19 protein-coding genes are annotated in these 19,352 nt (G+C 76.0%); 13 read left to right on the top strand and 6 right to left on the bottom strand.

Annotated elements, in window-relative coordinates:
- Positions 1-39: 39 nt before the first annotated feature.
- The 7 genes from IE326_RS36820 to IE326_RS36790 all read left to right on the top strand — a co-directional run bounded on the left by IE326_RS36820 (position 40) and on the right by IE326_RS36790 (position 7,936).
- On the top strand, positions 40-2,157 hold the full coding sequence (locus IE326_RS36820; RefSeq protein ID WP_190044679.1) for an ATP-binding protein: 2,118 nt from the start codon (positions 40-42) through the stop codon (positions 2,155-2,157).
- A gap of 4 nt (positions 2,158-2,161) precedes the next feature.
- Positions 2,162-3,340, top strand: coding sequence for a sulfite oxidase (locus IE326_RS36815; protein ID WP_150234184.1), 1,179 nt, complete (start codon positions 2,162-2,164; stop codon positions 3,338-3,340).
- Between the two features lie 43 nt (positions 3,341-3,383).
- Positions 3,384-4,214, top strand: coding sequence for an NAD(+) synthase (nadE, locus tag IE326_RS36810; protein WP_150234182.1), 831 nt, complete (start codon positions 3,384-3,386; stop codon positions 4,212-4,214).
- 81 nt (positions 4,215-4,295) lie between these two features.
- Positions 4,296-4,691 (top strand): VOC family protein, encoded by a 396-nt coding sequence (locus tag IE326_RS36805; RefSeq protein WP_190044678.1) that lies wholly within the window; start codon positions 4,296-4,298, stop codon positions 4,689-4,691.
- A 66-nt stretch (positions 4,692-4,757) separates the two neighbouring features.
- Positions 4,758-6,065: an alpha/beta fold hydrolase gene (locus IE326_RS36800; RefSeq protein WP_190044677.1), complete on the top strand. Its 1,308-nt coding sequence runs from the start codon at positions 4,758-4,760 to the stop codon at positions 6,063-6,065.
- Between the two features lie 189 nt (positions 6,066-6,254).
- Positions 6,255-7,187: an SIS domain-containing protein gene (locus tag IE326_RS36795; RefSeq protein WP_190044676.1), complete on the top strand. Its 933-nt coding sequence runs from the start codon at positions 6,255-6,257 to the stop codon at positions 7,185-7,187.
- Entirely contained in the window at positions 7,184-7,936 is a 753-nt protein-coding gene (locus IE326_RS36790) for a PIG-L deacetylase family protein (protein WP_150234174.1), read from the top strand. Before IE326_RS36795 ends, IE326_RS36790 begins: the two co-directional genes overlap by 4 nt.
- 100 nt (positions 7,937-8,036) lie before the next feature.
- On the opposite strand, the gene IE326_RS36785 is transcribed toward IE326_RS36790, so the two are convergent.
- From IE326_RS36785 to IE326_RS36775, 3 genes are all read right to left on the bottom strand, one after another.
- Entirely contained in the window at positions 8,037-8,891 is an 855-nt protein-coding gene (locus tag IE326_RS36785; RefSeq protein WP_190044675.1) for a class I SAM-dependent methyltransferase, read from the bottom strand.
- A gap of 331 nt (positions 8,892-9,222) precedes the next feature.
- Positions 9,223-9,894 (bottom strand): class F sortase, encoded by a 672-nt coding sequence (locus IE326_RS36780; protein WP_190044674.1) that lies wholly within the window; start codon positions 9,892-9,894, stop codon positions 9,223-9,225.
- Between the two features lie 112 nt (positions 9,895-10,006).
- The gene (locus IE326_RS36775; protein WP_150234168.1) at positions 10,007-10,834 is read right to left on the bottom strand and encodes a DUF4397 domain-containing protein; all 828 of its coding nucleotides are present in this window, start codon (positions 10,832-10,834) and stop codon (positions 10,007-10,009) included.
- 285 nt (positions 10,835-11,119) lie between these two features.
- On the opposite strand from IE326_RS36775, the gene IE326_RS36770 reads away from it, so the two are divergent.
- Positions 11,120-11,350, top strand: a complete 231-nt coding sequence (locus IE326_RS36770; RefSeq protein WP_150234166.1) for a hypothetical protein — start codon at positions 11,120-11,122, stop codon at positions 11,348-11,350.
- A gap of 47 nt (positions 11,351-11,397) precedes the next feature.
- Here IE326_RS36770 and IE326_RS36765 read toward each other — a convergent pair whose 3' ends face one another.
- On the bottom strand, positions 11,398-12,147 hold the full coding sequence (locus IE326_RS36765; RefSeq protein ID WP_229915836.1) for a YqjF family protein: 750 nt from the start codon (positions 12,145-12,147) through the stop codon (positions 11,398-11,400).
- A 307-nt stretch (positions 12,148-12,454) separates the two neighbouring features.
- On the opposite strand from IE326_RS36765, the gene IE326_RS36760 reads away from it, so the two are divergent.
- The 5 genes from IE326_RS36760 (at position 12,455) to IE326_RS36740 (ending at position 17,337) form a co-directional block, all read left to right on the top strand.
- Positions 12,455-12,787, top strand: a complete 333-nt coding sequence (locus tag IE326_RS36760) for a metalloregulator ArsR/SmtB family transcription factor (protein ID WP_150234160.1) — start codon at positions 12,455-12,457, stop codon at positions 12,785-12,787.
- A complete protein-coding gene (locus tag IE326_RS36755; protein ID WP_190044673.1) occupies positions 12,784-13,524 on the top strand; it encodes a DUF2071 domain-containing protein in 741 nt (246 codons plus the stop codon). The genes IE326_RS36760 and IE326_RS36755 overlap by 4 nt, the downstream gene beginning before the upstream one ends.
- Before the next feature lie 225 nt (positions 13,525-13,749).
- Positions 13,750-15,465: a bifunctional phosphatase PAP2/diacylglycerol kinase family protein gene (locus IE326_RS36750; protein ID WP_190044672.1), complete on the top strand. Its 1,716-nt coding sequence runs from the start codon at positions 13,750-13,752 to the stop codon at positions 15,463-15,465.
- Positions 15,466-15,488: 23 nt separating this feature from the next.
- Positions 15,489-16,442, top strand: a complete 954-nt coding sequence (locus tag IE326_RS36745) for a YihY/virulence factor BrkB family protein (protein WP_190044671.1) — start codon at positions 15,489-15,491, stop codon at positions 16,440-16,442.
- Between the two features lie 97 nt (positions 16,443-16,539).
- Positions 16,540-17,337, top strand: a complete 798-nt coding sequence (locus IE326_RS36740; protein WP_150234153.1) for a phosphatase PAP2 family protein — start codon at positions 16,540-16,542, stop codon at positions 17,335-17,337.
- An 89-nt stretch (positions 17,338-17,426) separates the two neighbouring features.
- Here the strand turns inward: IE326_RS36740 and IE326_RS36735 are convergent, their stop codons facing one another.
- Both IE326_RS36735 and IE326_RS36730 read right to left on the bottom strand, forming a co-directional pair.
- Complete coding sequence (locus IE326_RS36735; RefSeq protein WP_190044670.1) at positions 17,427-18,209, bottom strand: VOC family protein; 783 nt, start codon at positions 18,207-18,209, stop codon at positions 17,427-17,429.
- A gap of 179 nt (positions 18,210-18,388) precedes the next feature.
- Positions 18,389-19,348, bottom strand: a complete 960-nt coding sequence (locus tag IE326_RS36730; protein WP_150234149.1) for an NAD(P)/FAD-dependent oxidoreductase — start codon at positions 19,346-19,348, stop codon at positions 18,389-18,391.
- Positions 19,349-19,352 lie beyond the last annotated feature (4 nt).

Below are 19,352 nucleotides of genomic sequence, written 5' to 3'. Positions count from 1 at the left end.
CACGGCGAACCGGATCCGCGGGGAGCTTTCGGCGCCCGCATGAGGGACACTGCTCCCGTGCGTGGACACCTCCCTGAAGAGAACCCCGGCTTCGTGGGCCGCCGCACGGAACTGAAGCGCATGTCCGCCGCGTTGGCGGAGCACCGCCTCGTCACCGTGACCGGCACCGGCGGCGTCGGCAAGACCCGGCTCGCCCTGCGCGCCGCCCACCACGTCCGCCGCCGCCACCCCGACGGCGCCTGGTGGACCGACCTCGGCCAGCTCGACGGCGAACGGCTCCTCGTCGCCCTCGTCTCCGACGCCGTCGACCTCGCCGACCACACCCCCGGCACCGACACCACCGCCCTGCGCCGCCGCCTCGCCGGCACCCGGCTCCTCCTCGTCCTCGACTGCTGCGACCACGTCGCCGACGCCTGCGGCCGGCTCGTCGCCGACCTCCTCGCCGCCGCCCCCGGCCTCACCGTCCTCGCCACCTCCCGCCGCCCCCTCGGCGTCCCCGGCGAGCACACCGTCTTCCTCGACCCCCTCCCGCCCACCGGCGGCGACGCCCTCGACCTGCTCCGCACCGCCGCCGGCGAGGACCTCCCCGCCACCGGCCCCGCCGCCGAGATCTGCGTCCGCCTCGAAGGCATCCCGCTCGCCCTCGAACTGGCCGCCGCCCAGATCCGCCTCCAGGGCGCCCCCGCCGTCCGCGACCAGCTCGGCCACCGCCTCGACGCCCGGCCCGGCGCCCGCCTCGACCTCCTCGCCCACCCCGAACGCGTCTGGCCCGCACGCCACCAGACCCTCCGCGCAGCCATCGGCTGGAGCCACGAACTCGCCGGCCCCCTCGAACGGCTCCTGTGGGCCCGGCTCTCCGTCTTCCGCGGCCCCTTCGACCTCGCCTCCGTCACCGCCGTCTGCGCCGGCGGACCGCTCACCGAGACCGCCCTGCCCGCCGCCCTCGACGGACTCGTCCGCGCCAGCGTGGTCCGCCCCGCCGACCCCGCCGGCCGCCACCGGATGCTCGACACCCTCCGCGAGTACGGCGCCGACTGGCTGGACCGCCTCGGCGAGACCGCCGCCGTCGCCGACCGCCACGCCGCCCACTTCGGCGCCCTCGCCCGGCTCGGCGAGACCGCCTGGCACGGCCCCGGCCAGCTCGCCTGGTACCGCGCCGTCGACACCCACCACACCGACCTGCGCACCGCCCTCGACCGCCTCCTGCGCACCGACCCCGACGCCGCCCTCGACCTCGTCGGCTCCGTCGCCTTCGCCTGGTCCTGCCGCGGCCGGCTCCGCGAGGCCCGCGACGGCCTCGAACAGGCCCTCCTGCTCAGCGACGCCCGCGGCCGGGCCCGCACCCGCGCCCTGTGGGCCCTCGGCGTCACCCTCGCCCTCCAGGGCGACCTCGGCCCCGCCCAGGACGTCAGCGAACGCTGCGCCCGCGAGGCCCGGCACACCGAGCACCCGCTGCGCGCCGCCGACGCGGGCCCGGAACCGTACCGCCCCGGCGACCTCACCCTCGACGCCGCCGCCCTCGCCGGCCTCCTCGCCCTCACCACCGGCCGCGCCCGCACCGCCCTCGTCGTCGTCGACCACGTCCTCGCCTCGGCCCGCGGTGGCCCGGCGGACTCCGCCGCCGTCCTCCGCTGCCGGCTCGTCCGCGTCTTCGCCCTCACCGGCCTCGGCCTCCTCGCCGACGCCCGCGCCGACGCCCTCGCCCTGCGCGCCCACTGCGAGCGCCTCGACGAGCACTGGACCCGCACCGCCCTGGAGTACCAGCTCGCCCTCACCGGCCTCCTGGAGGGCGACCCGGCCGCCGCCGCGGCCCACGCGCGCGCCATGCTCGCCGGCACCCGCGCCCTCGGCGCCAGCCTCGGCGTCGCCCTCGGCCTCGACGTCCTCGCCACCGCCCACGCCGCCGCCGGCGACGGCGAACGCGCCGCCGACGTCTCCGGCACCGGCGAGGCGTACTGGCGGGTCACCGGCCAGCCCCGCCGCGGCCTCCCCGGCCTGCGCACCCTCCACGCCCACCACACCGCCGCCGTCCGCGCCGCCCTCGGCGACCCGGTCTACGAGGAGATCTTCCTCCGCTCCCTCACCGACCTCCCCCAGGCCGGCCTCGACCGCGCCCTCGGCACCGGAGGCCGCGAAGCGTCCGGCGGCGCACCATGAAGACATGGACCGAACGCCGGGCGACCTGACCGCCCTCAGCACGCCGGCACGGGTCGCGGACCCCGACGAGGCCCTCACCCCGGACGAACTGGCCCTCGCCACCCGCAACCACGGACTCCCGCTGGAAGCCCTCCGCCACGACCTCACCCCGCCCGGCCTGCACTACCTCCTCGTCCACTACGACATCCCCGACACCGACCCCGACGGCTGGCACCTCTCCCTCGGCGGCCGCGTCCTGCGCCCGCTCGACCTCACCCTCGACGCCCTGCGCGCCCGGCCCGCCGTCACCCGCCGGGTCACCCTCGAATGCGCCGGGAACGGCCGCGCCCGCCTCACCCCCCGCCCCGTCAGCCAGCCCTGGCTCGTCGAGGCCGTCGGCACCGCCGAGTGGACCGGCGTCCCGCTCGCCGCCCTCCTCGCCGAGGCCGGCCCCGCCGAGGACGCCGTGGAGGCCGTCTTCACCGGCGCCGACCACGGCGTCGAACGCGGCGTCGAGCAGGACTACCGCCGCTCCCTGCCCCTCGCCACCGCCGCCGACCCCGCCCGGGACGTCCTCGTCGCGTACGCCATGAACGGCGCCCCGCTCCCGCCCCAGCACGGCAGCCCGCTCCGGCTCGTCGTCCCCGGCTGGTACGGCATGGCCCACGTGAAGTGGCTGCGCGAGATCACCCTCACCGCCACCCCGTACACCGGCTTCCAGCAGACCGCCGCCTACCGGATCCGGCGCGACCCCGGCGAGGCGGGGGAGCCCGTCACCCTCATCGAGCCCCGCGCCCTCATGGCCCCGCCCGGCTTCCCCGACTTCATGACCCGGGCCCGCGTCGTCCGCCCCGGGCCCGTGCCGCTCACCGGCCGCGCCTGGTCGGGACACGGCCCCGTCGTCCGCGTCGAGGTCAGCGAGGACGGCGGCGCCGCCTGGACCGACGCCGAGGTCGTCCGCGACCCCGCCCACCCCTGGGCCTGGGCCGCCTGGCACACCACCTGGACCGCCGCCCCCGGCCTGCGCCACCTCGCCGTCCGCGCCACCGACGCCACCGGCCGCACCCAGCCCCTCACCGCGCCCTGGAACCGCGGCGGCTTCGCCAACAACCTCGTCCAGCGCGTCGAAGTGCTCTGCGCCCCGGCACCGGAGCCCGCCCCCGGACGGGAGCCGGAGCGACGGGACCCGCCCGCCACCCCGTAGAGTCGGACCCGTCGTCCCCACCCGTTCCGACGAGGAGATTTCCGTGACCGACCCGGCGCCCACCGACCGCCAGCAGCAGATCGCCCGGGAGCTCCAGGTCTCCGAGACCTTCGACCCGGCCGCCGAGATCGAGCGCCGGGTGGCCTTCCTCACCGAACGCCTCACCACCACCGGACTGCGCTCCCTCGTCCTCGGCATCAGCGGCGGCGTGGACTCCACCACCGCCGGCCGGCTCTGCCAGCTCGCCGTCGAGCGCGCCCGCGCCGCCGGCCACGAGGCCCGCTTCTACGCCATGCGCCTGCCGTACGGCGTCCAGGCCGACGAGCACGACGCGCAGACCGCCCTCGACTTCATCCGCGCCGACGAGGTCCTCACCGTCGACGTCAAGGCGGCCTCCGACGCGGCCCTCGACGCCACCCTCGCCGCCGGCGTCACCTTCCGCGACGCCCACCACCAGGACTTCGTGCACGGCAACATCAAGGCCCGCCAGCGCATGATCGCCCAGTACGCCGTGGCCGGCGCGCGGGACGGGCTCGTCGTCGGCACCGACCACGCCGCCGAGGCCGTCTCCGGCTTCTTCACCAAGTTCGGCGACGGCGCCGCCGACCTCGTCCCGCTCACCGGCCTCACCAAGCGCCGGGTCCGCGCCGTCGCCGCCGAGCTCGGCGCCCCGGCCGGACTGGTCTGGAAGGTCCCCACCGCCGACCTGGAGACCCTGGACCCGGGCAAGCCCGACGAGGACGCCCTCGGCGTCACCTACGACGACATCGACGACTTCCTGGAGGGCAAGCCGGTCGCCGAGGCCGCCCGCGCCGCGATCGTCCGCCGCTACGACCTCACCGAGCACAAGCGGCAGCTGCCGATCGCCCCCTGAGCGGTCCCGTGCGCGCCGCGCCGGGCGGGCGGATCCTGGAAGGGCGGGCCCCGCGCCCGGGGCCCCGGAAGGGAGCACGCCATGTTCGGCGAGACGACGGCGTACGGCAGTTTCTCGGTCGACGACCTGGACGCCGCCCGGCGCTTCTACGGCTACGCCCTCGGCCTGACCGTGGAGGACGCCGGGACCGGGGACATGCGGATGCTGTTCCTGACCCTGCCGGGCGGGGCCCGGGTCTTCGTCTACCCCAAGGAGGACCACGCCCCCGCCTCCTTCACGATCCTCAACTTCGAGGTCGAGGACATCGACCGGGCCGTGGACGACCTGACGGCCCGCGGCGCGGTCTTCGAGCGCTACCCCGGCTTCGACGCCGACGGGAAGGGCATCGTGCGGAACGCCGGCGAGGGCGGACCCCGGGGCATCGCCTGGTTCACCGACCCGGCGGGGAACGTCATCGCGGTCATGCAGACCGGATGACCCCGACCGCCGCCGGGCCGTGATCCACTGGGGGAGTACGGAGCAGGAACAGCCGCAGGAGCACCGTTGACCACCTACCGCCAGCCCGGCGTCGTCGTCACCGACCACCACTTCCCCGTCCCCCTCGACCACGACCGCCCCGACGGCGAGCTCATCGAGGTGTACGCCCGCGAGGTCACCGCCGCCGGACTGGGCGACGCCGAGCGCGAGCGGCTGCCCTGGCTGCTCTACCTGGAGGGCGGTCCCGGCTTCGGCGCCCGCCGCTTCATCGGCCGGCAGGCGTGGCTCGACCGGGCCCTCCGCGAGTTCCGGGTGCTCCTGCTCGACCAGCGCGGCACCGGCCGCTCCACCCCCGCCAACCGCCAGACCCTCCCGCTGCGCGGCGACGCCGCCGCCCAGGCCGACCACCTCGTGCACTTCCGCGCCGACTCCATCGTCCGGGACTGCGAGCTGATCCGCCGCAGGCTCACCGGCGGCGCCCCCTGGACCGTCCTCGGCCAGAGCTTCGGCGGCTTCTGCGCCGTCCACTACCTCTCCACCGCCCCCGAGGGCCTGGAGCGGGTCCTGGTCACCGGCGGCCTGCCGTCCCTCGACGCCACCGCCGACGAGGTCTACGAGGCCGCCTTCCCCCGGATCCGGCGCAAGAACGAGGCCCACTTCGCCCGCTACCCGCGCGACGCCGAACGCGTCCGCGCCGTCGCCGCCCACCTCCTGGAGCGCGAGGTCGTGCTGCCCGGCGGCGGCCTCCTCACCGTCGAGGCCTTCCAGTCCCTCGGCATCCTCCTCGGCTCCGGCGACGGCACCCACCAGCTCCACCACCTCCTGGAGGGCGCCTTCGTGCCGACCCCCACCGGACCGGAACTCGCCGACGCCTTCCTGGAACAGGTCCAGGCCCACCTCTCGTACGCGGGCCACCCGCTCTACGCCCTCCTCCACGAGGCCATCTACGCCCAGGGCCGGGGCCCCACCGACTGGGCCGCCGAACGGGTCCGCGCGGACTTCCCCGAGTTCGACGCGGCCGGCGCGCTCGCCTCCGGCGCGCCCGTCCTGCTCACCGGCGAGACCGTCCACCCCTGGCACTTCACCACCGACCCCGCGCTGCGCCCGCTGCGCGAGACCGCCGGACTCCTCGCCCGGCGTGACGACTGGACGCCGCTGTACGACCCCGAGCGGCTGGCCGCCAACCGGGTCCCGGTGGCCGCCGCCGTCTACCACGACGACATGTACGTGGACACCGCCCACTCCCTGGAGACCGCCCGCGCGATCCGGGGCCTGCGGACCTGGGTCACCGACGAGTTCGAGCACGACGGCGTCCGGGCCGGTGGCCCCCGCGTCCTCGACCGGCTCCTCGCCCTCTCCCGCGACGAACTCTGACGCGGAGCCCGCACGGGGACGGGGCGGTGCCCGTACAGGGGGGGGCGGTGCCCGTACGGAGGCGGGGCAGGGCCCGGCGGTACGCGGCGGGGGCCGGCGGTACGCGGCGGGGCCCGGCGCGCGAAAGTCCAAGCGCCGGACTCCGATCGCACATGGTCCGGCCCCGCCGGGGGCCGCTACAACTCGTCCATGAGCGCACACGTCACCGCCGAGATCGCCGGCCAGCCCGACTGCTGGCGCCGCGCCGCAGCCCTCGCCGGACGGCTCGCCGACCGGCTGCCCCGGCCCGGCGAGCGGGTCGCCGTCGTCGGCTGCGGCACCTCGTACCTGATGGCCCGCTCCTACGCGGCCCTGCGGGAGTCCCTCGGGGCGGGCGAGACCGACGCCTTCCCCGCCTCCGAACCGACCCCGCTCGGCCGCGGCTACGACCGGATCGTGGCCCTCACCCGCTCCGGCACCACCACCGAGGTCGTCGACCTGCTGGCGGCCGCCGCCGGACGGCGGCCCACCCTCGTCCTCACCGGCGTCCCCGGCAGCCCCGCCGCCCGGCTCGCCGACCGGGTCGTGGACCTCTCCTTCGCCGACGAACGCTCCGTCGTCCAGACCCGGTTCGCCACCACCGCCCTCCAACTCCTGCGCGCCGGACTGGGGGTGGACCTCGCGCCCTCCGTGGCCGACGCCGAACTCGCCCTCTACGAACCGCTCCCGCCCGCCTGGGAGCGGCGCTCCCAGTTCACCTTCCTCGGCACCGGCTGGACCGTCGGGATCGCCGACGAGGCGGCCCTCAAACTCCGCGAGACGGCCCGCGCGTGGACGGAGTCGTACCCGGCGATGGAGTACCGGCACGGTCCCATCAGCGTCAGCGACCGGGCGGGCCTCGTCTGGTGCGTCGGTCCCGTCCCGGCCGGGCTCCGCGAGGAAGTCGAGTCCACCGGCGCCCTGTTCACCGCCGACGCCGTCGACCCGGTCGCCGCCCTGGTCCGCGCCCAGCGGCTCGCCGTCGCCCTCGCCGACCGGCGCGGCCTCAACCCCGACCGGCCCCGCAACGTCTCGCGCTCCGTCATCCTCGCCGGGGCGTTCCGCCCGACCGCCGCCGACGCGGCCCGTATCCTGCGGGCATGACCGACAACGAAGCCACCGACCTGCCGGAACTCCCCGGCGACTGGCAGCGCGCCCTCGCCGTCGTCGCCCACCCCGACGACCTGGAGTACGGCTGCGCGGCGGCCGTCGCGAGCTGGACCGACGCCGGCAAGGAGGTCGGCTACCTCCTGGTCACCCGCGGCGAGGCCGGCATCGACACGATCGCCCCGGACGTCTGCGCCCCGCTGCGCGAGCGCGAGCAGCGGGCGAGCGCCGCCGCCGTCGGCGTCACCACCGTCGAGTTCCTCGACCACCGCGACGGCGTCATCGAGTACGGCACCGCGCTGCGCCGCGACATCGCCGCCGCGATCCGCCGCCACCGGCCCGAACTCGTCGTCACCCTCAACCACCGCGACGGCTGGGGCGACGGGCCGGGCGCGCCCCGCAACACCCCCGACCACGTGGCGGTCGGCCGGGCCGTCCTCGACGCGGCGTCCGACGCGGGCAACCGCTGGATCTTCCCCGAACTCGCCGACCAGGGCCTCGCGCCCTGGGACGGCGTCCGGTGGGTCGCCGTCGCCGCCTCCGGCTTCCCCACCCACGCCGTCGACGCCGGCCCCGGCCTGGAGCGGGCGATCGAGTCGCTGCTCTGCCACCGCGCCTACATCGAGGCCCTGACGGACCGGAAGCCGGAGGAGTATGTCCGCGAGTTCGTCACCGAGACCGCGACCCGCTCCGCCGCCCGCTTCGGCGGCCGCCCGGCGGTCACCTTCGAGGTCTTCCCCCGCTAGGCCGCGCCTCCCGGAGCGGGCCGGATCCGGACCCGGGCCGATCCCCGTTCGCACCGGTCGAGGGGCACGGCCCGGGACCGGTGCCGGTGCCGCGGTCCGCTCAGCGGGCGGTCAGCGAGTAGGCCGGCAGCGGCACGTTGCCACGGCGCTTCGCCAGGGACCGGAGCACGTCCGCCTGGCTCAGCACCAGCTCCCTCACCGTCCGCGGCAGTCCGGCCATCCGGTCCGCGTCGTCGAGCAGTGCCATGCAGGCGTCCACCTCCCAGTCGCCGTCCTGGAGCGCGGTCGTGTCGACGGCCTGCGCCGGGGCGGGGTCCCAGCCCGCCGCAGGGAGGGCCCGGAGCAGGCTCTCGCGCGAGAACGGCGTGCGTACGTTTCCCTCGCCCCGCGATCCGCTCGCCTCGATCTGACCCTGGATCAGCACCGCCAGCAGATGGGGCATTTGCTCGGCCGAGCCGGGGGTGAGGTCCCACTCGGCGTAGCACAGGTTCCGTGCCCAGCGGCGGACCCGGGCGAGGGTCGCCCCCAGCCGGTCCAGGGACTCGAAGTACCAGGAGCAGTGCGCCAGGACCACGTGGTCGAAGCCGTCGTCGGGGAAGGCGACCGCCTCGTCGAGGACGTCCAGGCCGAAGCGGAAGTCGATGCGGGAGCCCAGCGGCGACGCCTTGAGGTGCTCCGCCGACTGTCCCAGGGTGACCGGGGCGCCGTACGACGGGTCCGCGATGTCGACGGCGACCACCCTGCCCCGCGGGCCGACGGCCTCGGCCAGGGCGGCCGTCATGTCGCCCTGGCCGCAGCCGACCTCCAGGACCGAGGCTCCGGCCGGGACGCCCCAGCCGGAGACGAGCGCGGCCCGGTAGCGCGTCTGGGCCAGCTGGATCCCGGGGGACACGTCGGCGGCGGCCATGGAGGCCGCGATCGAGGGTGCCTTCGCCATCAGTTCGGTCTTGTCCACAGCGTCCTTCGTCCTGCCTTCGGACGCCGTGCGCGCCGAGGCCGTCGTCCCGGTTCGGGGGCCGGCGCCGCTCGCTGATCGTCGGGATCACCGGGCGGGGCCGGCCCCCACCGTTGGTACCGGTGGATCCGGACCGGCGCAACCGAGATAGTGGCGGGGACCGATCGGCGCGGGTGGTGCCGCGTGGACCCCGGGGGCTCGTTCCCGCGCCACCGGTGGAAGCGGCCGTGACCGCCCCCGGCGCGAGTGCCCCGGACGAGGTCGTCGTCCGGCGCCGTGGCCACGGCCGTGGCGCGGGCGGCCCGTGACCGCCCGGCGCCCCGGCACCCCGTCACCCGGTCGCCACCGCCGCGGCCGTGACGACCAGGTTGTTCTGGTACCCCCCGGCCTCCGGCAGGTAGGGGCCCGCGCACGTGATGAGGGTGAGCACGGGCGGGCCCTCACGGCGGAAGGCGCCGGACCCGGCCAGCGCGTCCTTGGCGACGGTGCGCCGAGAGGTGATGCGGTACGTCGTGGTGGACCGGTCCCGCCGGTCCACCACGACCTCGTCGCCCTCCCGCACCTCGCTCAACGCGGCCAGCACCCCGAGACCCCGTCCCGTGGCGTCGACGTGGCCCACGACGACCGAGGATCCCGCGACGGCGCCGGGGGAGGGGGAGAAGCGGTACCAGCCCGCGCGGGCGGGATCGTCGGGCACGGCCACCTGGCCGTCGGGAGCCACCCCGACGGCTTCGACGGGTGCCGCCAGCCGCAGTCGGGGGATGCGGACGGACACGGGCGCGGGGATCGCCGCGGCCCGGTCGCGGACGGCCGGGGCCGGAGCGTGCGAGGACCGCCCGCCCGGGGGCCGGGGGGAAGCGGCGGGAGCGGACGCGCGGACCGGGTCGGCGCCGAAGTCGGCCGGCGCCCCGGGACCGTTCCGCGCCAGGGTCAGACCGAGGAGGACGGTCAGACACACACCGATGACCGCCGAGACCAGTCCGAGGAACCGCCTTCGTCCCATCGCGGGCCTTCCCATGCCGTTGGAGCCTTTCCGGGGGCGTGTGACCGGGGGACCGCCGGGCCACCGGCGCCGCCGTCGGGTCGGCGCCGGTGGCCCGGGAGGTGCGGGGACGTCAGCCGGCGTCGGTGCGCCGGCGCAGCAGGACGGCGGCCGCGCCGAGGGTCACCAGGGCGCCCGCGGAGAGCGCGCCGATCTGCGCGGCGTCGTTGACGGGGGCCGCCTGCCCCGTCTCTCCCGCGGGGACGCCGGAGGGCGCGGAGTGCATGCCGGTGAGGGTCTGGGTCTTCAGCGCGAGGTTCTTGTCGGCGGCGCTGCCCCAGGCGTACACGATCGTGTTGCTGCCCTCGGCGAGGTCGAGCGTGGCGGGTCCGACGGCGACGGTGTCGGTGCCCGCGAGGACGACGTCGGCGGAGACGGTGCCCGCCGCCACCTCGCCCTTGGCCTCCTTCGGGTTCTCCAGCCCCTTGAAGACGGCCTTGCCGTCGGCCCGCACGTCGACCGCGGGTGCGGCGGCGACGTGCCGGACGGTGAGCCGGGCCTTCCCCGCCGGGACCTTGGAGGTGTCGTTGACGAAGGCGTCGAGGGCCGGCTTGCCGTCCGCCGTCAGGTGCGCGACCAGGGTCGCGTTCGCGCCGGCGGGGACCTCGACCGTCTTCTCGATCGCCGGGGTGCCGCCGGGCCCCTCGCCGTCCTTGAAGACCTTGATGTCGTAGGACCCCGCGGCCAGCTTGAGGGGGTCGGTCAGCGTCCCGGGTGCGAAGTCGGGGAGCAGCTCCTTGTCGCCGGCGTAGACGTCGACCGTGAGTCCCGGGACGGCGTGCAGGACGGACACGGTGGCCTCGTCGGCCTGCTGGGCGGCCAGCGCGGGGGCGCCGGACGCGAGAGTGAGGAGGGTGACGGCGCCCAGGGCCATCGTGGCGCCGGCGGAGCGAGAAGTCATGGCGAGCATCCCTTCGAGCATTCGAGCAAGGTCTCGAACCCTGTGTCGTGGAGGACTTCGCCGGCCGGCCGCTCGCCGGTTTCACCTCGCGGGTGACTTTTTTCGGTCCGCCGCCGGAGGAGGCGGGCCCGTACCTCCATCCGGCCGCAACGGCCGTGGGGGCGCATCCGGTCGGCGGTCGCATCCGAAATGTCCGAAGCAAGAACGTTTCATCGCTTTTCGAGACGGTGTCGTGGCTCCCGTATCCCGCTGGGGCTCCGCACCTCGACCGAGAGGAAGTACGAGATGGTCGTCAAGCGACTTCACGAGGCAGGACTGCGCAGCGAGCACGCCTACCTCGCCGCCGTCGGATCGATCGGCCTGTCCCTCGCCTCCTGGATCACCTCCAGCCGGCGCGAGAACCTGGAACGCGCCGACCGGTGGGGGATCTTCGTCGGAGAGTGGGCGCCGACCTTCTTCGCGCTGGGCCTCGCCCTCGCGAACTACGAGCGGGACGACAGCGCCCCCGAGGGCTAGGGGGCGTTTTCCGGATCGTGCCGGGCCCCGCGGGCCCGGCACGTGGCCTACCGGAGGGGGAGGGGCCGGCCGAAGCGGACGGGCAGACCGGGGGAGTACAGCACGCTGGACGGCGGGGACGCGGCGACCCGCAGGCCCGTCGCCGCCCGCACGAGTTCGTCCTCCAGGTCGAGCAGGTCGGCGTCGCGGAACCGCCACGGCTCGTGGTGCAGGGGCCAGTAGAAGGTCCGTCCCCGGGTCCGGCCGTGGAGCCCCCACCTGGCGGTCAGGAAGGTCTCCAGCGGGTCCGGGCCGCGTTCCGGTCCTTCGATCGCGGCCCAGAGGCGGGAGCGGGGGCGTCGCCGGCCCCTGCGGCGCACGGAGTAGAGGATGCGCTCGTCGAAGCGGTCGCAGCGGGCGGCGGCCCAGCGGTAGGGCAGGCCGAACGCGCCGTTCGCCGCGACGACGGGGAGCAGACGGCCGCAGTCCAGGCTGAGGAACACGACCCCGCGCCGGCCGGCGGCGTCGACGCTGTAGAGCCGCACGTTGATCTCCTCGAACCGGTCCGCGAACGGCAGGGCGGGCCCGCGGGAGAACGCCAGGTCCCTCATCCCGAAGAAGACCAGCCCCACGTAGGTCTTTCCGTCGAGCACGTCCGGGCGCGTCCCCCGGGGGAACAGAGGGGCGACGGCACCGGGCTCCACCGCCCAGTGGACGAACACCAGGTCGGTCCACCGCTGGCGGAAGAGGACGCCTCCGGACAGTCCGGGACCCGTCGCCGACACCGCTTCCGGGGTCTCGAACCCCTCCGGTGGCACGGGACGTTCCCGGGAGCCGCTGCACCGCGTCGACATGGTTCTCCCTCCCCTCCTCGTGGAGGCCGGTCCTCGTGGAGGCCGGCCGGCATCTCCGTGCGCGCGACGGGGCGACCGCGCCCACTCCACGGTCCGCGAAGCGCTGCGTGCGGACAACGCGCATCGGTACTGCGTCGAAGCGAGGGGCTCGGCCCGGCCGCGCCGCGGGCCCTCCCGGACCCGGCGCGCCCGGCGAACCCCCGGCCGACCGCCGAGGATCCATGATCCAATCCTCTTGTTAGATGTTTAGCAAAGATGCTAAACATCAGGAATGACAGAAGCCCAGCAGGAGGCGGGAGTCTTCCGCGCCCTCGCCGATCCGACGAGACGCCAGATCCTGGAGGACCTCAGGGGCGGCGAGCTCGCGGCCGGTGAGATCGCCGCCAGGTTCGCGATCAGCGCGCCCTCCATCTCGCGGCACCTCGGCGTGCTCAAAGGAGCCGGACTGGTCACCGAGCGACGGGAGGGCAACCGGATCATCTACACGCTGGCCCAGGACCGCCTGGCCACCGGCGTCGGCCGGTTCCTCAGTGCCGTCTGCCCCGAGCAGATCGTGCTCCGCCGCACCGCGTGGCGCCCCGGGGCGCGGAGCGAGGAATCATGAGACAGCCGCGACTGGCCAGCGTCATCGAACGACGGCTCCTGGTGAACTACCGGGTCGCCCCGGACGCCGCGGCACGCCTGCTCCCCGACCCCCTGCGCCCGCAACTGGTGCGCGGCCACGCGGTGGCGGGCATCTGCCTGCTGCGCCTGGGCGAGGTCCGGCCGGTCCGGGCGCCCAGGGCGGTCGGCCTGCGGAGCGAGAACGCGGCCCATCGCATCGCCGTCGAGTGGGACGGACCGGACGGCGTCGAGACCGGCGTCTACATCCCCCGTCGTGACACCGCCTCGCGGCTCAACGTCTGGGCCGGAGGCCGCGTCTTCCCCGGCGAGCACGGCCGGGCCGACTTCGAGGTGCACGAGACGCCCCGTCGGTTGCGCGTCGCGCTGGCAACCCGGGACGGCGACACCCGGGTGGACGTCTCCGTCGAGGTGGCCGACGCCCTGCGGGGCAGCGAGCTCTTCGCCGACCTCGCCGAGGCATCCCGTTTCTTCCGGCGCGGGGCGAAGGGGTTCTCGGCCACCCGCTCCGGCCGCCACCTGGACGGCATGGAACTGCGGACCGACGCCTGGCACGTGGAAGCCGGCCGGATCAGCTCCGTCTCCTCGTCGTTCTTCGACGACCCCGACCGCTTTCCCCCGGGAAGCGCGACCCCGGACTGCGTCCTGCTCATGCGCGGCGTCCCCGTCACCTGGCTGCCGCTCCCGGGCATGGCCTCGGGGGGTCCCCTCCCCGCCTGAGGCCGCCCCTCACGCGCGGGGCGGCCGGTCGTGTCCACCGCGCCACCCCGCGCAGCGTCCTGAGGCGACGTCACCGACGCCCCTGGCGGCCCTCGCCCGTGAGCGGGGAGCGAGGGCCGCCCCCGGACCGCCGGACGCGGCCGTGCGGCCCGGCCGGCCGACGGTGCGGCACCGGCGGGCCGAGCCGGGGCGCATCATCGGGCCGCGACGGGCAACAAGGGGCCCATGACGACCGACAGCGGCGGGGCCGCGAGACGCGTGAGGATCCTGTCCCTGGTGGCCGTCCAGGCCGCCGTGATGGTGGCGGCGGGGCTGCTGGTCACCCGCGCGGCCGAGACCGGCGGGCCCCTCGCGCCGGAGGACGGGGTGGTCCGCGCGCTCGTCGCGCACCGCGGTCCGGCCGCCGACCGGATCTCGGACTGGCTGTCCGTCCTCGCCAACACCCCGGCCGTGATCGGCGTGACCCTTCTGTGCGTTCTCGCGCTGCTCTTCCTGCCGCCGGTCCGGCGCCGGTCCGACGCCCTGTTCCTGGGCGGATCGGTCGCGGTGCAGTCGGCCGTCTTCCTCCTCGTCACGGCCCTCGTGGACCGGGCCCGTCCCGACGTCCCGCGGCTGGACGGCGCCCCGCCCACCTCCAGCTTCCCCTCGGGGCACGTCGGAGCCTCCCTCGCCCTGTACGGGGGACTGGCCGTCCTCGTCCTCGTCCGGACCCGCGGCCGCCTGCGGTACCTCGTGGCCGGGGTCCTGCTGCTGGTGCCGCCCGCGGTCGGGCTCTCCCGCATGTACCGGGGCATGCACCACCTCTCCGACGTGGTGGGCGGCCTGCTCAACGGCACCCTCACGCTCCTCGTGATCGGCGCCGTCGTCCTCGCGGGCCGCCGTGCCCCGGCCGCCGCCGGTGCGGCGGCCGCCCGCCCGGCCGGCACGCCGGCCGCCGGGGGACGTTCCGGTGGCGGGCGCGTCCTGGTCGTCCGCCACCCCCACGCCTGCCCCGACGGCACGGCCGCGCGGGTCCGGGCCACGCTCCTGCGACGCGGCTTCACCGAACAGCGGTGGATCCTCACCGCTCCGGACCGGCCCTGCGGGGACCTCGCCGAGGAGCAGGCCGCCGGCGGCGCCGCCCTGGTCGTGGCCTGCGGCGGTGACGGCACGGTCCGCGCCTGCGCCGAGGCGGTCGCCGGGTCCGGCGTCCCGTTCGTGCTCGTGCCCTGCGGCACCGGCAACCTCCTCGCCCGCAACCTGGGCCTCCCCACCGACCCCGTCCAGGCCCTCGACGCGGCCCTGGACGGCGAGGAGTTCCCCGTCGACGTCGGACGGGTCGGGGGCGACGGCCTGGCTCCGGCCCTGTTCACGGTGATGGCGGGCGCCGGCTTCGACGCCGCCATGGTCCGCGACGCCTCGCCCGCCCTCAAGTCGAGCCTGGGATGGCCCGCGTACGCCCTGTCCGGCGCCCGGCACCTGACGGACCCCCGGACGAGGCTGACGGTGCGGCTCGACGGGGGCCGCCGGATCCGCCGGCGGGCCCGGATGGCCGTCATCGGCAACGTCGGCGAGCTCCAGGGCGGCCTGCGGCTGCTGCCGCGGGCCCGGCCGGACAGCGGGCGCCTGGAACTCGTCCTGTTCGACCCCCAGGGCCCGGCGGGCTGGCTGGCCGCCGCCGCCCACATCGCCGGCCGCACGCTGCGGCGGGCCCCCGCCGCAGCGGACGGTCCCGTCGCCGGCGGGGCCCTGGAGTACTTCACGGCCAGCCGCATCGACATCCGCTTCACGCGGCCCCGCGCCCGGGAGATCGACGGCGAGGTCCTCGCCGACGGCGTCCGGCTGACCGCCGCCGTCGAACCCGCCGCCCTGCGCGTCCGGCTGCCCCGGCCCCCCGTGCCCCCGCCCGCCGACGCGCCGGCACCCCCGCGCCTCCGGGCCTCCCGTACCGCCGACCGCTGAACCACCACACCGTCAGGAGAACGATGGGAACCGCCACCCGGGTACCGCAGAGACGCGACGTGCGGGGCGAGGAGCTGTCCGGCGACGAGGCGTGGGCCGCGCTGCGCCGCTACGGCGGCTGGCGGCTGGTCCGGGACTCCTTCGTCCGCTTCCGCTACGCTGACGGCTTCAGCCACTCCCGCGCCCTCGCCCTCCAGACCGTCCTGTCGATCGTGCCGCTGGCCATCGCCGCGATCGGCCTGTCGGGCGTGCTGCACACCGAGGGCATCGGCCGCGTCGCCGAACTGACGATCAGCCGCCTCACCAGCGGGCCGAGCCAGGAAATGGTCGACGAGGCGCTCGCCCAGAGCCGCCGGCAGGCGGGCGGCGGCGGGCAGGCCGCCCTGTGGCTGGGCCTGCTGTTCTCGGTCCTGAACGTCACGACGGGCCTGTGCCAGGTCGAGCGGGGCGCCAACCGCATATACGGCAACGAACGCGACCGACCGTTCCTGCACAAGTACTCCCGCGGCCTGGTCATGGCCGTCCTGGCCGGACTCCCGCTGGGGCTGAGCTTCGTCCTCATCGTGCTCGGTGCCGACCTCACCCACGCCGTCGCCGAGGTGTACGGCGTCGGTCCGGCCGCCACCCGGGCGTGGGGCCTGCTGCGCGTGCCGATCGGCATCCTGCTGGCCGTGCTGGCCACCAGCGCGATCTTCCGCCTCTCGCCGCGCCGTGACCAACCGGGTTACACCTGGCTCGCCTTCGGCGCCGTCGTCCACCTGCTGCTCTGGCTGACGGCGACGTGGGCCCTGAGCCTGTACGTCGGCGCGAGCAGCTCCTTCACCAGCGTGTACGGGCCGCTGAGCGCCGTCATGTCACTGCTGCTGTGGTCGTACCTCACCTCGCTGGCCCTCTTCCTCGGCCTCTCCTTCGCGGCGCAGCTCGAAGCCGTACGCGCCGGCGCGCGCGAGCCCGTCAGCCGCGACCCGGGAGTCTGACGCGCCCGCACGCTCCCACCCGTTCCGTCCCCGTCACCGTCCCGATGCCGATCAAGACCACGACCACGACCACGATCACGAAGGAGGCTGCGCCGCCATGCCACAGCGCACCGTCCGGACACTCCTGTTCCGCCGCGCCGGGTCCGACGCGGCCTTCGGCCGCAGACTGGTGCTGTCGGTGACGGCCACGGCCGTGGCGGCGGTGCCCTTCGCCCTCGCCCTCGTGCTCGTCACCTCCGGGTGGCCGCCGCTGCACCGGCTCGACCTGGAGGCGGCGGAGGGCATGCACCGGGCCGTCCTCGACCGGCCGGTGGTGGTGCGCGTCCTGGAGTTCCTCACCGGTGTGGTGTGGGATCCGGTGACGATGCGGCTGGCGGTGGCGGCCCTGGTGGTCTGGCTCCTGACCCGCCGGGCCTGGAGGCTGGCGGCCTGGGCCGGTGTCACGGCCACGGCCGGCGGGCTGACCGGTCTGCTGGTCAAGAACATGGTGGAGCGGGCGCGTCCCCACCTGCCGGACCCCGTCTCCCACGCGCCCGGCTTCTCCTTCCCGTCCGGGCACGCCATGACGGCCACCACCTCCTGCGCCGTCCTGCTGCTCGTCCTGCTCCCGCTGGTACCGCCGTCCCGGCGGTTCCTGGCCTGGGGCCTGGCGGTGCTCAGTGTGATCGGCGTCGGCTTCACCCGCGTCGCCCTGGGCGTGCACTGGGTCAGCGACGTCGTCGGGGGCTGGCTGCTCGGACTGGCCGTGGTCACGGCGACCACCCTCGTCTTCGAGACGTGGCGGACCGACGCCGGCCTGCGGCGCACCGACCCCGCCGAGGAGGGACTGGAACCCGAACTCCGCTCCTCCGCCCCCGAACCGGCGCTCGCCCCGCGCCGCGGCGCCGACGGCTGAGGGCGCCCCGGGAGCGTTCCGTCCGTGGAGCCGGACGTCGGCGTCCGGCTCGTCCGGTCCTCCGCGCCGGCGCGGCCGGAGGCGCGTCGTCAGCCCGTCGGCGTCGGCCTCAGGACGGCGAACTCGGCGCCGAAGGGGTCGGCGAACCAGGCGAGGCGGCCGACGTCCGGGATGTCGGCGGCCGGGAGCAGGACCGTGCCGCCCGCCCCGGTCACCGCCTCCGCCGTCGCGTCGACGTCCGCGACCTCGAAGTAGGGGATCCAGCGGGACCGTTCGCCGGGGCCCCGGAGTTCGGCGACGCCGCCGAAGGCGGCGGTCTCCTGGTCGCCCCTGGCGGTGGAGACCACCCGGTAGGTCATGCCGGGCGCCTCCATCGTCGCCGAGCGCCAGTCGAAGAGGGAGCCGTAGAAGCCGAGCGCGGCCTCAGGGTCGGAGGTGTGCAGCTCCACCCACACCAGGGTGCCGGGGGAGGAGGTGCGGTCGAGGCCGCGCACGGAGCCCGCCTCCCAGACGGCGAACTCGGCGCCGCCCGGGTCGGTGAGGGCGGCCATCCTGCCCGCGTCCATCACGTCCATGGCGCGGACCCGGACCCGGCCGCCCTCGGCGGCCGTCACCATCTGGGTCGTGGCCGCGTCCGTGCTGCGGAAGTAGACGGTCCAGGCGCTTTGGGCGCCGTCCTCGGTGAGCGGGCCGAGCGCGGCGACGGTGGCGCCGTCCTGGTGGAAGAAGCCGTAGCCGCCGGTCTCCGGGCCGCCCGCCGGGCGGTACTCCCAGCCGAGCGCGGTGCCGTAGAAGTCCGCCGCGGCGGCGGGGTCCGGGCTGCCGAGGTCGATCCAGCAGGGGGACCCGTGGGTGTACTGCGTACCGAGCATGGTGCTGGTGCCGTCCTTCCGTCGTACCGGCGCCTTCCGGCCACCACGGCCGATCCTCGGTCCTCCGCCCGCCCGGCGCGACCGCTGCCGGAGCGGTTCATCCGACCGGCGCACCGGTATCCGGGTGCGGGGTGCGGGGTGCGGGGTGCGGGGTGCGGAGTGCCGGGCGCCGCGCGGGCTCAGCCGGTCCGGCCCTCGGCCGCGTCCGCCCTCGCCGTCAGGTCGTCCATCAGCAGTTCCGCGTTGATCGCCGTGCCCGCGCGGTAGCCCGCGGCCGCCGCGTGGACGACCTGTTCGTTCGGGCCGGTGACGTTGCCCGCCGCCCAGACGCCCGGGACGCTCGTGAGGCCCGTCCCGTCGGTCTTCACGAAGGAACCGAGCGGGGTCTCGTACAGCTCGGCGCCGAGTCCGCGCAGCACCCCGTCCCGGGCGACGAGCCGGGTCGCCGCCGCGAAGACCACCTCGCAGCCGGCCGTCCGGCCGTCGGCGAGCCGGACGCCGGTCAGCCGGTCGTCCTCGACGGCGATCCCCGCGACCGGGTCCGCCACGGTCCGGACCCCGGCCGCCGCGAGCAGCCGGGCGTCCCCCTCCGCGAGCGCGGTTCCGTCGAGGAAGAGGGTCACGTCGGAGGACCACTGCGAGACCATCAGCGCCTGGTGGGCGGGCATCGCCGGATGGGCGAGGACGCCGGCGGGCCGGTCGCGGACCTCCCAGCCGTGGCAGTACGGGCAGTGCAGCACGTCCCGTCCCCACCGTGCGGCCAGCCCCTCGACGCGGGGGAGCTCGTCGACGAGCCCGGTGGCGACCACCAGGCGCCGGGCGGTGAGCGCCGTGCCGTCCGCGAGCGCGAGGGCGAAGCCGTCGCCGTCCGGCTCCGCCGCCGTCACCTCGCCGGTCCGGACCTCCACCCCGTACGGGACGAGCTCGCGCCGTCCGGCGGCCAGGAACTCCGCCGGGCTCATCCCGTCCCGCGAGAGGTACCCCTGCATGTGGGCGCTGGGCGCGTTGCGCGGTGCGCCCGCGTCGACGACCAGGACGCGGCGCCGGGACCGGCCGAGGATCAGCGCGGCGCTGAGCCCGGCCGCCCCGCCGCCGATCACCACGACCTCGTAGTTGTTGTCTCCTGTGGGTGCGTTCATGCCG

The sequence above is a fragment of the Streptomyces filamentosus genome (genome assembly GCF_014654895.1).
Taxonomy (GTDB): Bacteria; Actinomycetota; Actinomycetes; order Streptomycetales; family Streptomycetaceae; genus Streptomyces; species Streptomyces filamentosus.
The sequence above is the reverse complement of the archived record's forward strand: the minus strand, read 5'-3'. Positions and strand labels throughout refer to the sequence as shown.

Bases quoted from the DNA above. Each gene is read 5' to 3' on its own strand.
- IE326_RS36745 (WP_190044671.1), top strand. From the start codon at position 15,489: ATGGGAACCGCCACCCGGGTACCGCAGAGACGCGACGTGCGGGGCGAG.
- IE326_RS36760 (WP_150234160.1), top strand. From the start codon at position 12,455: ATGACAGAAGCCCAGCAGGAGGCGGGAGTCTTCCGCGCCCTCGCCGAT.
- IE326_RS36805 (WP_190044678.1), top strand. From the start codon at position 4,296: ATGTTCGGCGAGACGACGGCGTACGGCAGTTTCTCGGTCGACGACCTG.
- IE326_RS36775 (WP_150234168.1), bottom strand. From the start codon at position 10,834: ATGACTTCTCGCTCCGCCGGCGCCACGATGGCCCTGGGCGCCGTCACC.
- IE326_RS36820 (WP_190044679.1), top strand. From the start codon at position 40: ATGAGGGACACTGCTCCCGTGCGTGGACACCTCCCTGAAGAGAACCCC.
- IE326_RS36795 (WP_190044676.1), top strand. From the start codon at position 6,255: ATGAGCGCACACGTCACCGCCGAGATCGCCGGCCAGCCCGACTGCTGG.
- IE326_RS36790 (WP_150234174.1), top strand. From the start codon at position 7,184: ATGACCGACAACGAAGCCACCGACCTGCCGGAACTCCCCGGCGACTGG.
- IE326_RS36740 (WP_150234153.1), top strand. From the start codon at position 16,540: ATGCCACAGCGCACCGTCCGGACACTCCTGTTCCGCCGCGCCGGGTCC.
- IE326_RS36815 (WP_150234184.1), top strand. From the start codon at position 2,162: ATGGACCGAACGCCGGGCGACCTGACCGCCCTCAGCACGCCGGCACGG.
- IE326_RS36770 (WP_150234166.1), top strand. From the start codon at position 11,120: ATGGTCGTCAAGCGACTTCACGAGGCAGGACTGCGCAGCGAGCACGCC.
- IE326_RS36755 (WP_190044673.1), top strand. From the start codon at position 12,784: ATGAGACAGCCGCGACTGGCCAGCGTCATCGAACGACGGCTCCTGGTG.
- IE326_RS36750 (WP_190044672.1), top strand. From the start codon at position 13,750: ATGACGACCGACAGCGGCGGGGCCGCGAGACGCGTGAGGATCCTGTCC.
- IE326_RS36735 (WP_190044670.1), bottom strand. From the start codon at position 18,209: ATGCTCGGTACGCAGTACACCCACGGGTCCCCCTGCTGGATCGACCTC.
- IE326_RS36780 (WP_190044674.1), bottom strand. From the start codon at position 9,894: ATGGGACGAAGGCGGTTCCTCGGACTGGTCTCGGCGGTCATCGGTGTG.
- IE326_RS36730 (WP_150234149.1), bottom strand. From the start codon at position 19,348: ATGAACGCACCCACAGGAGACAACAACTACGAGGTCGTGGTGATCGGC.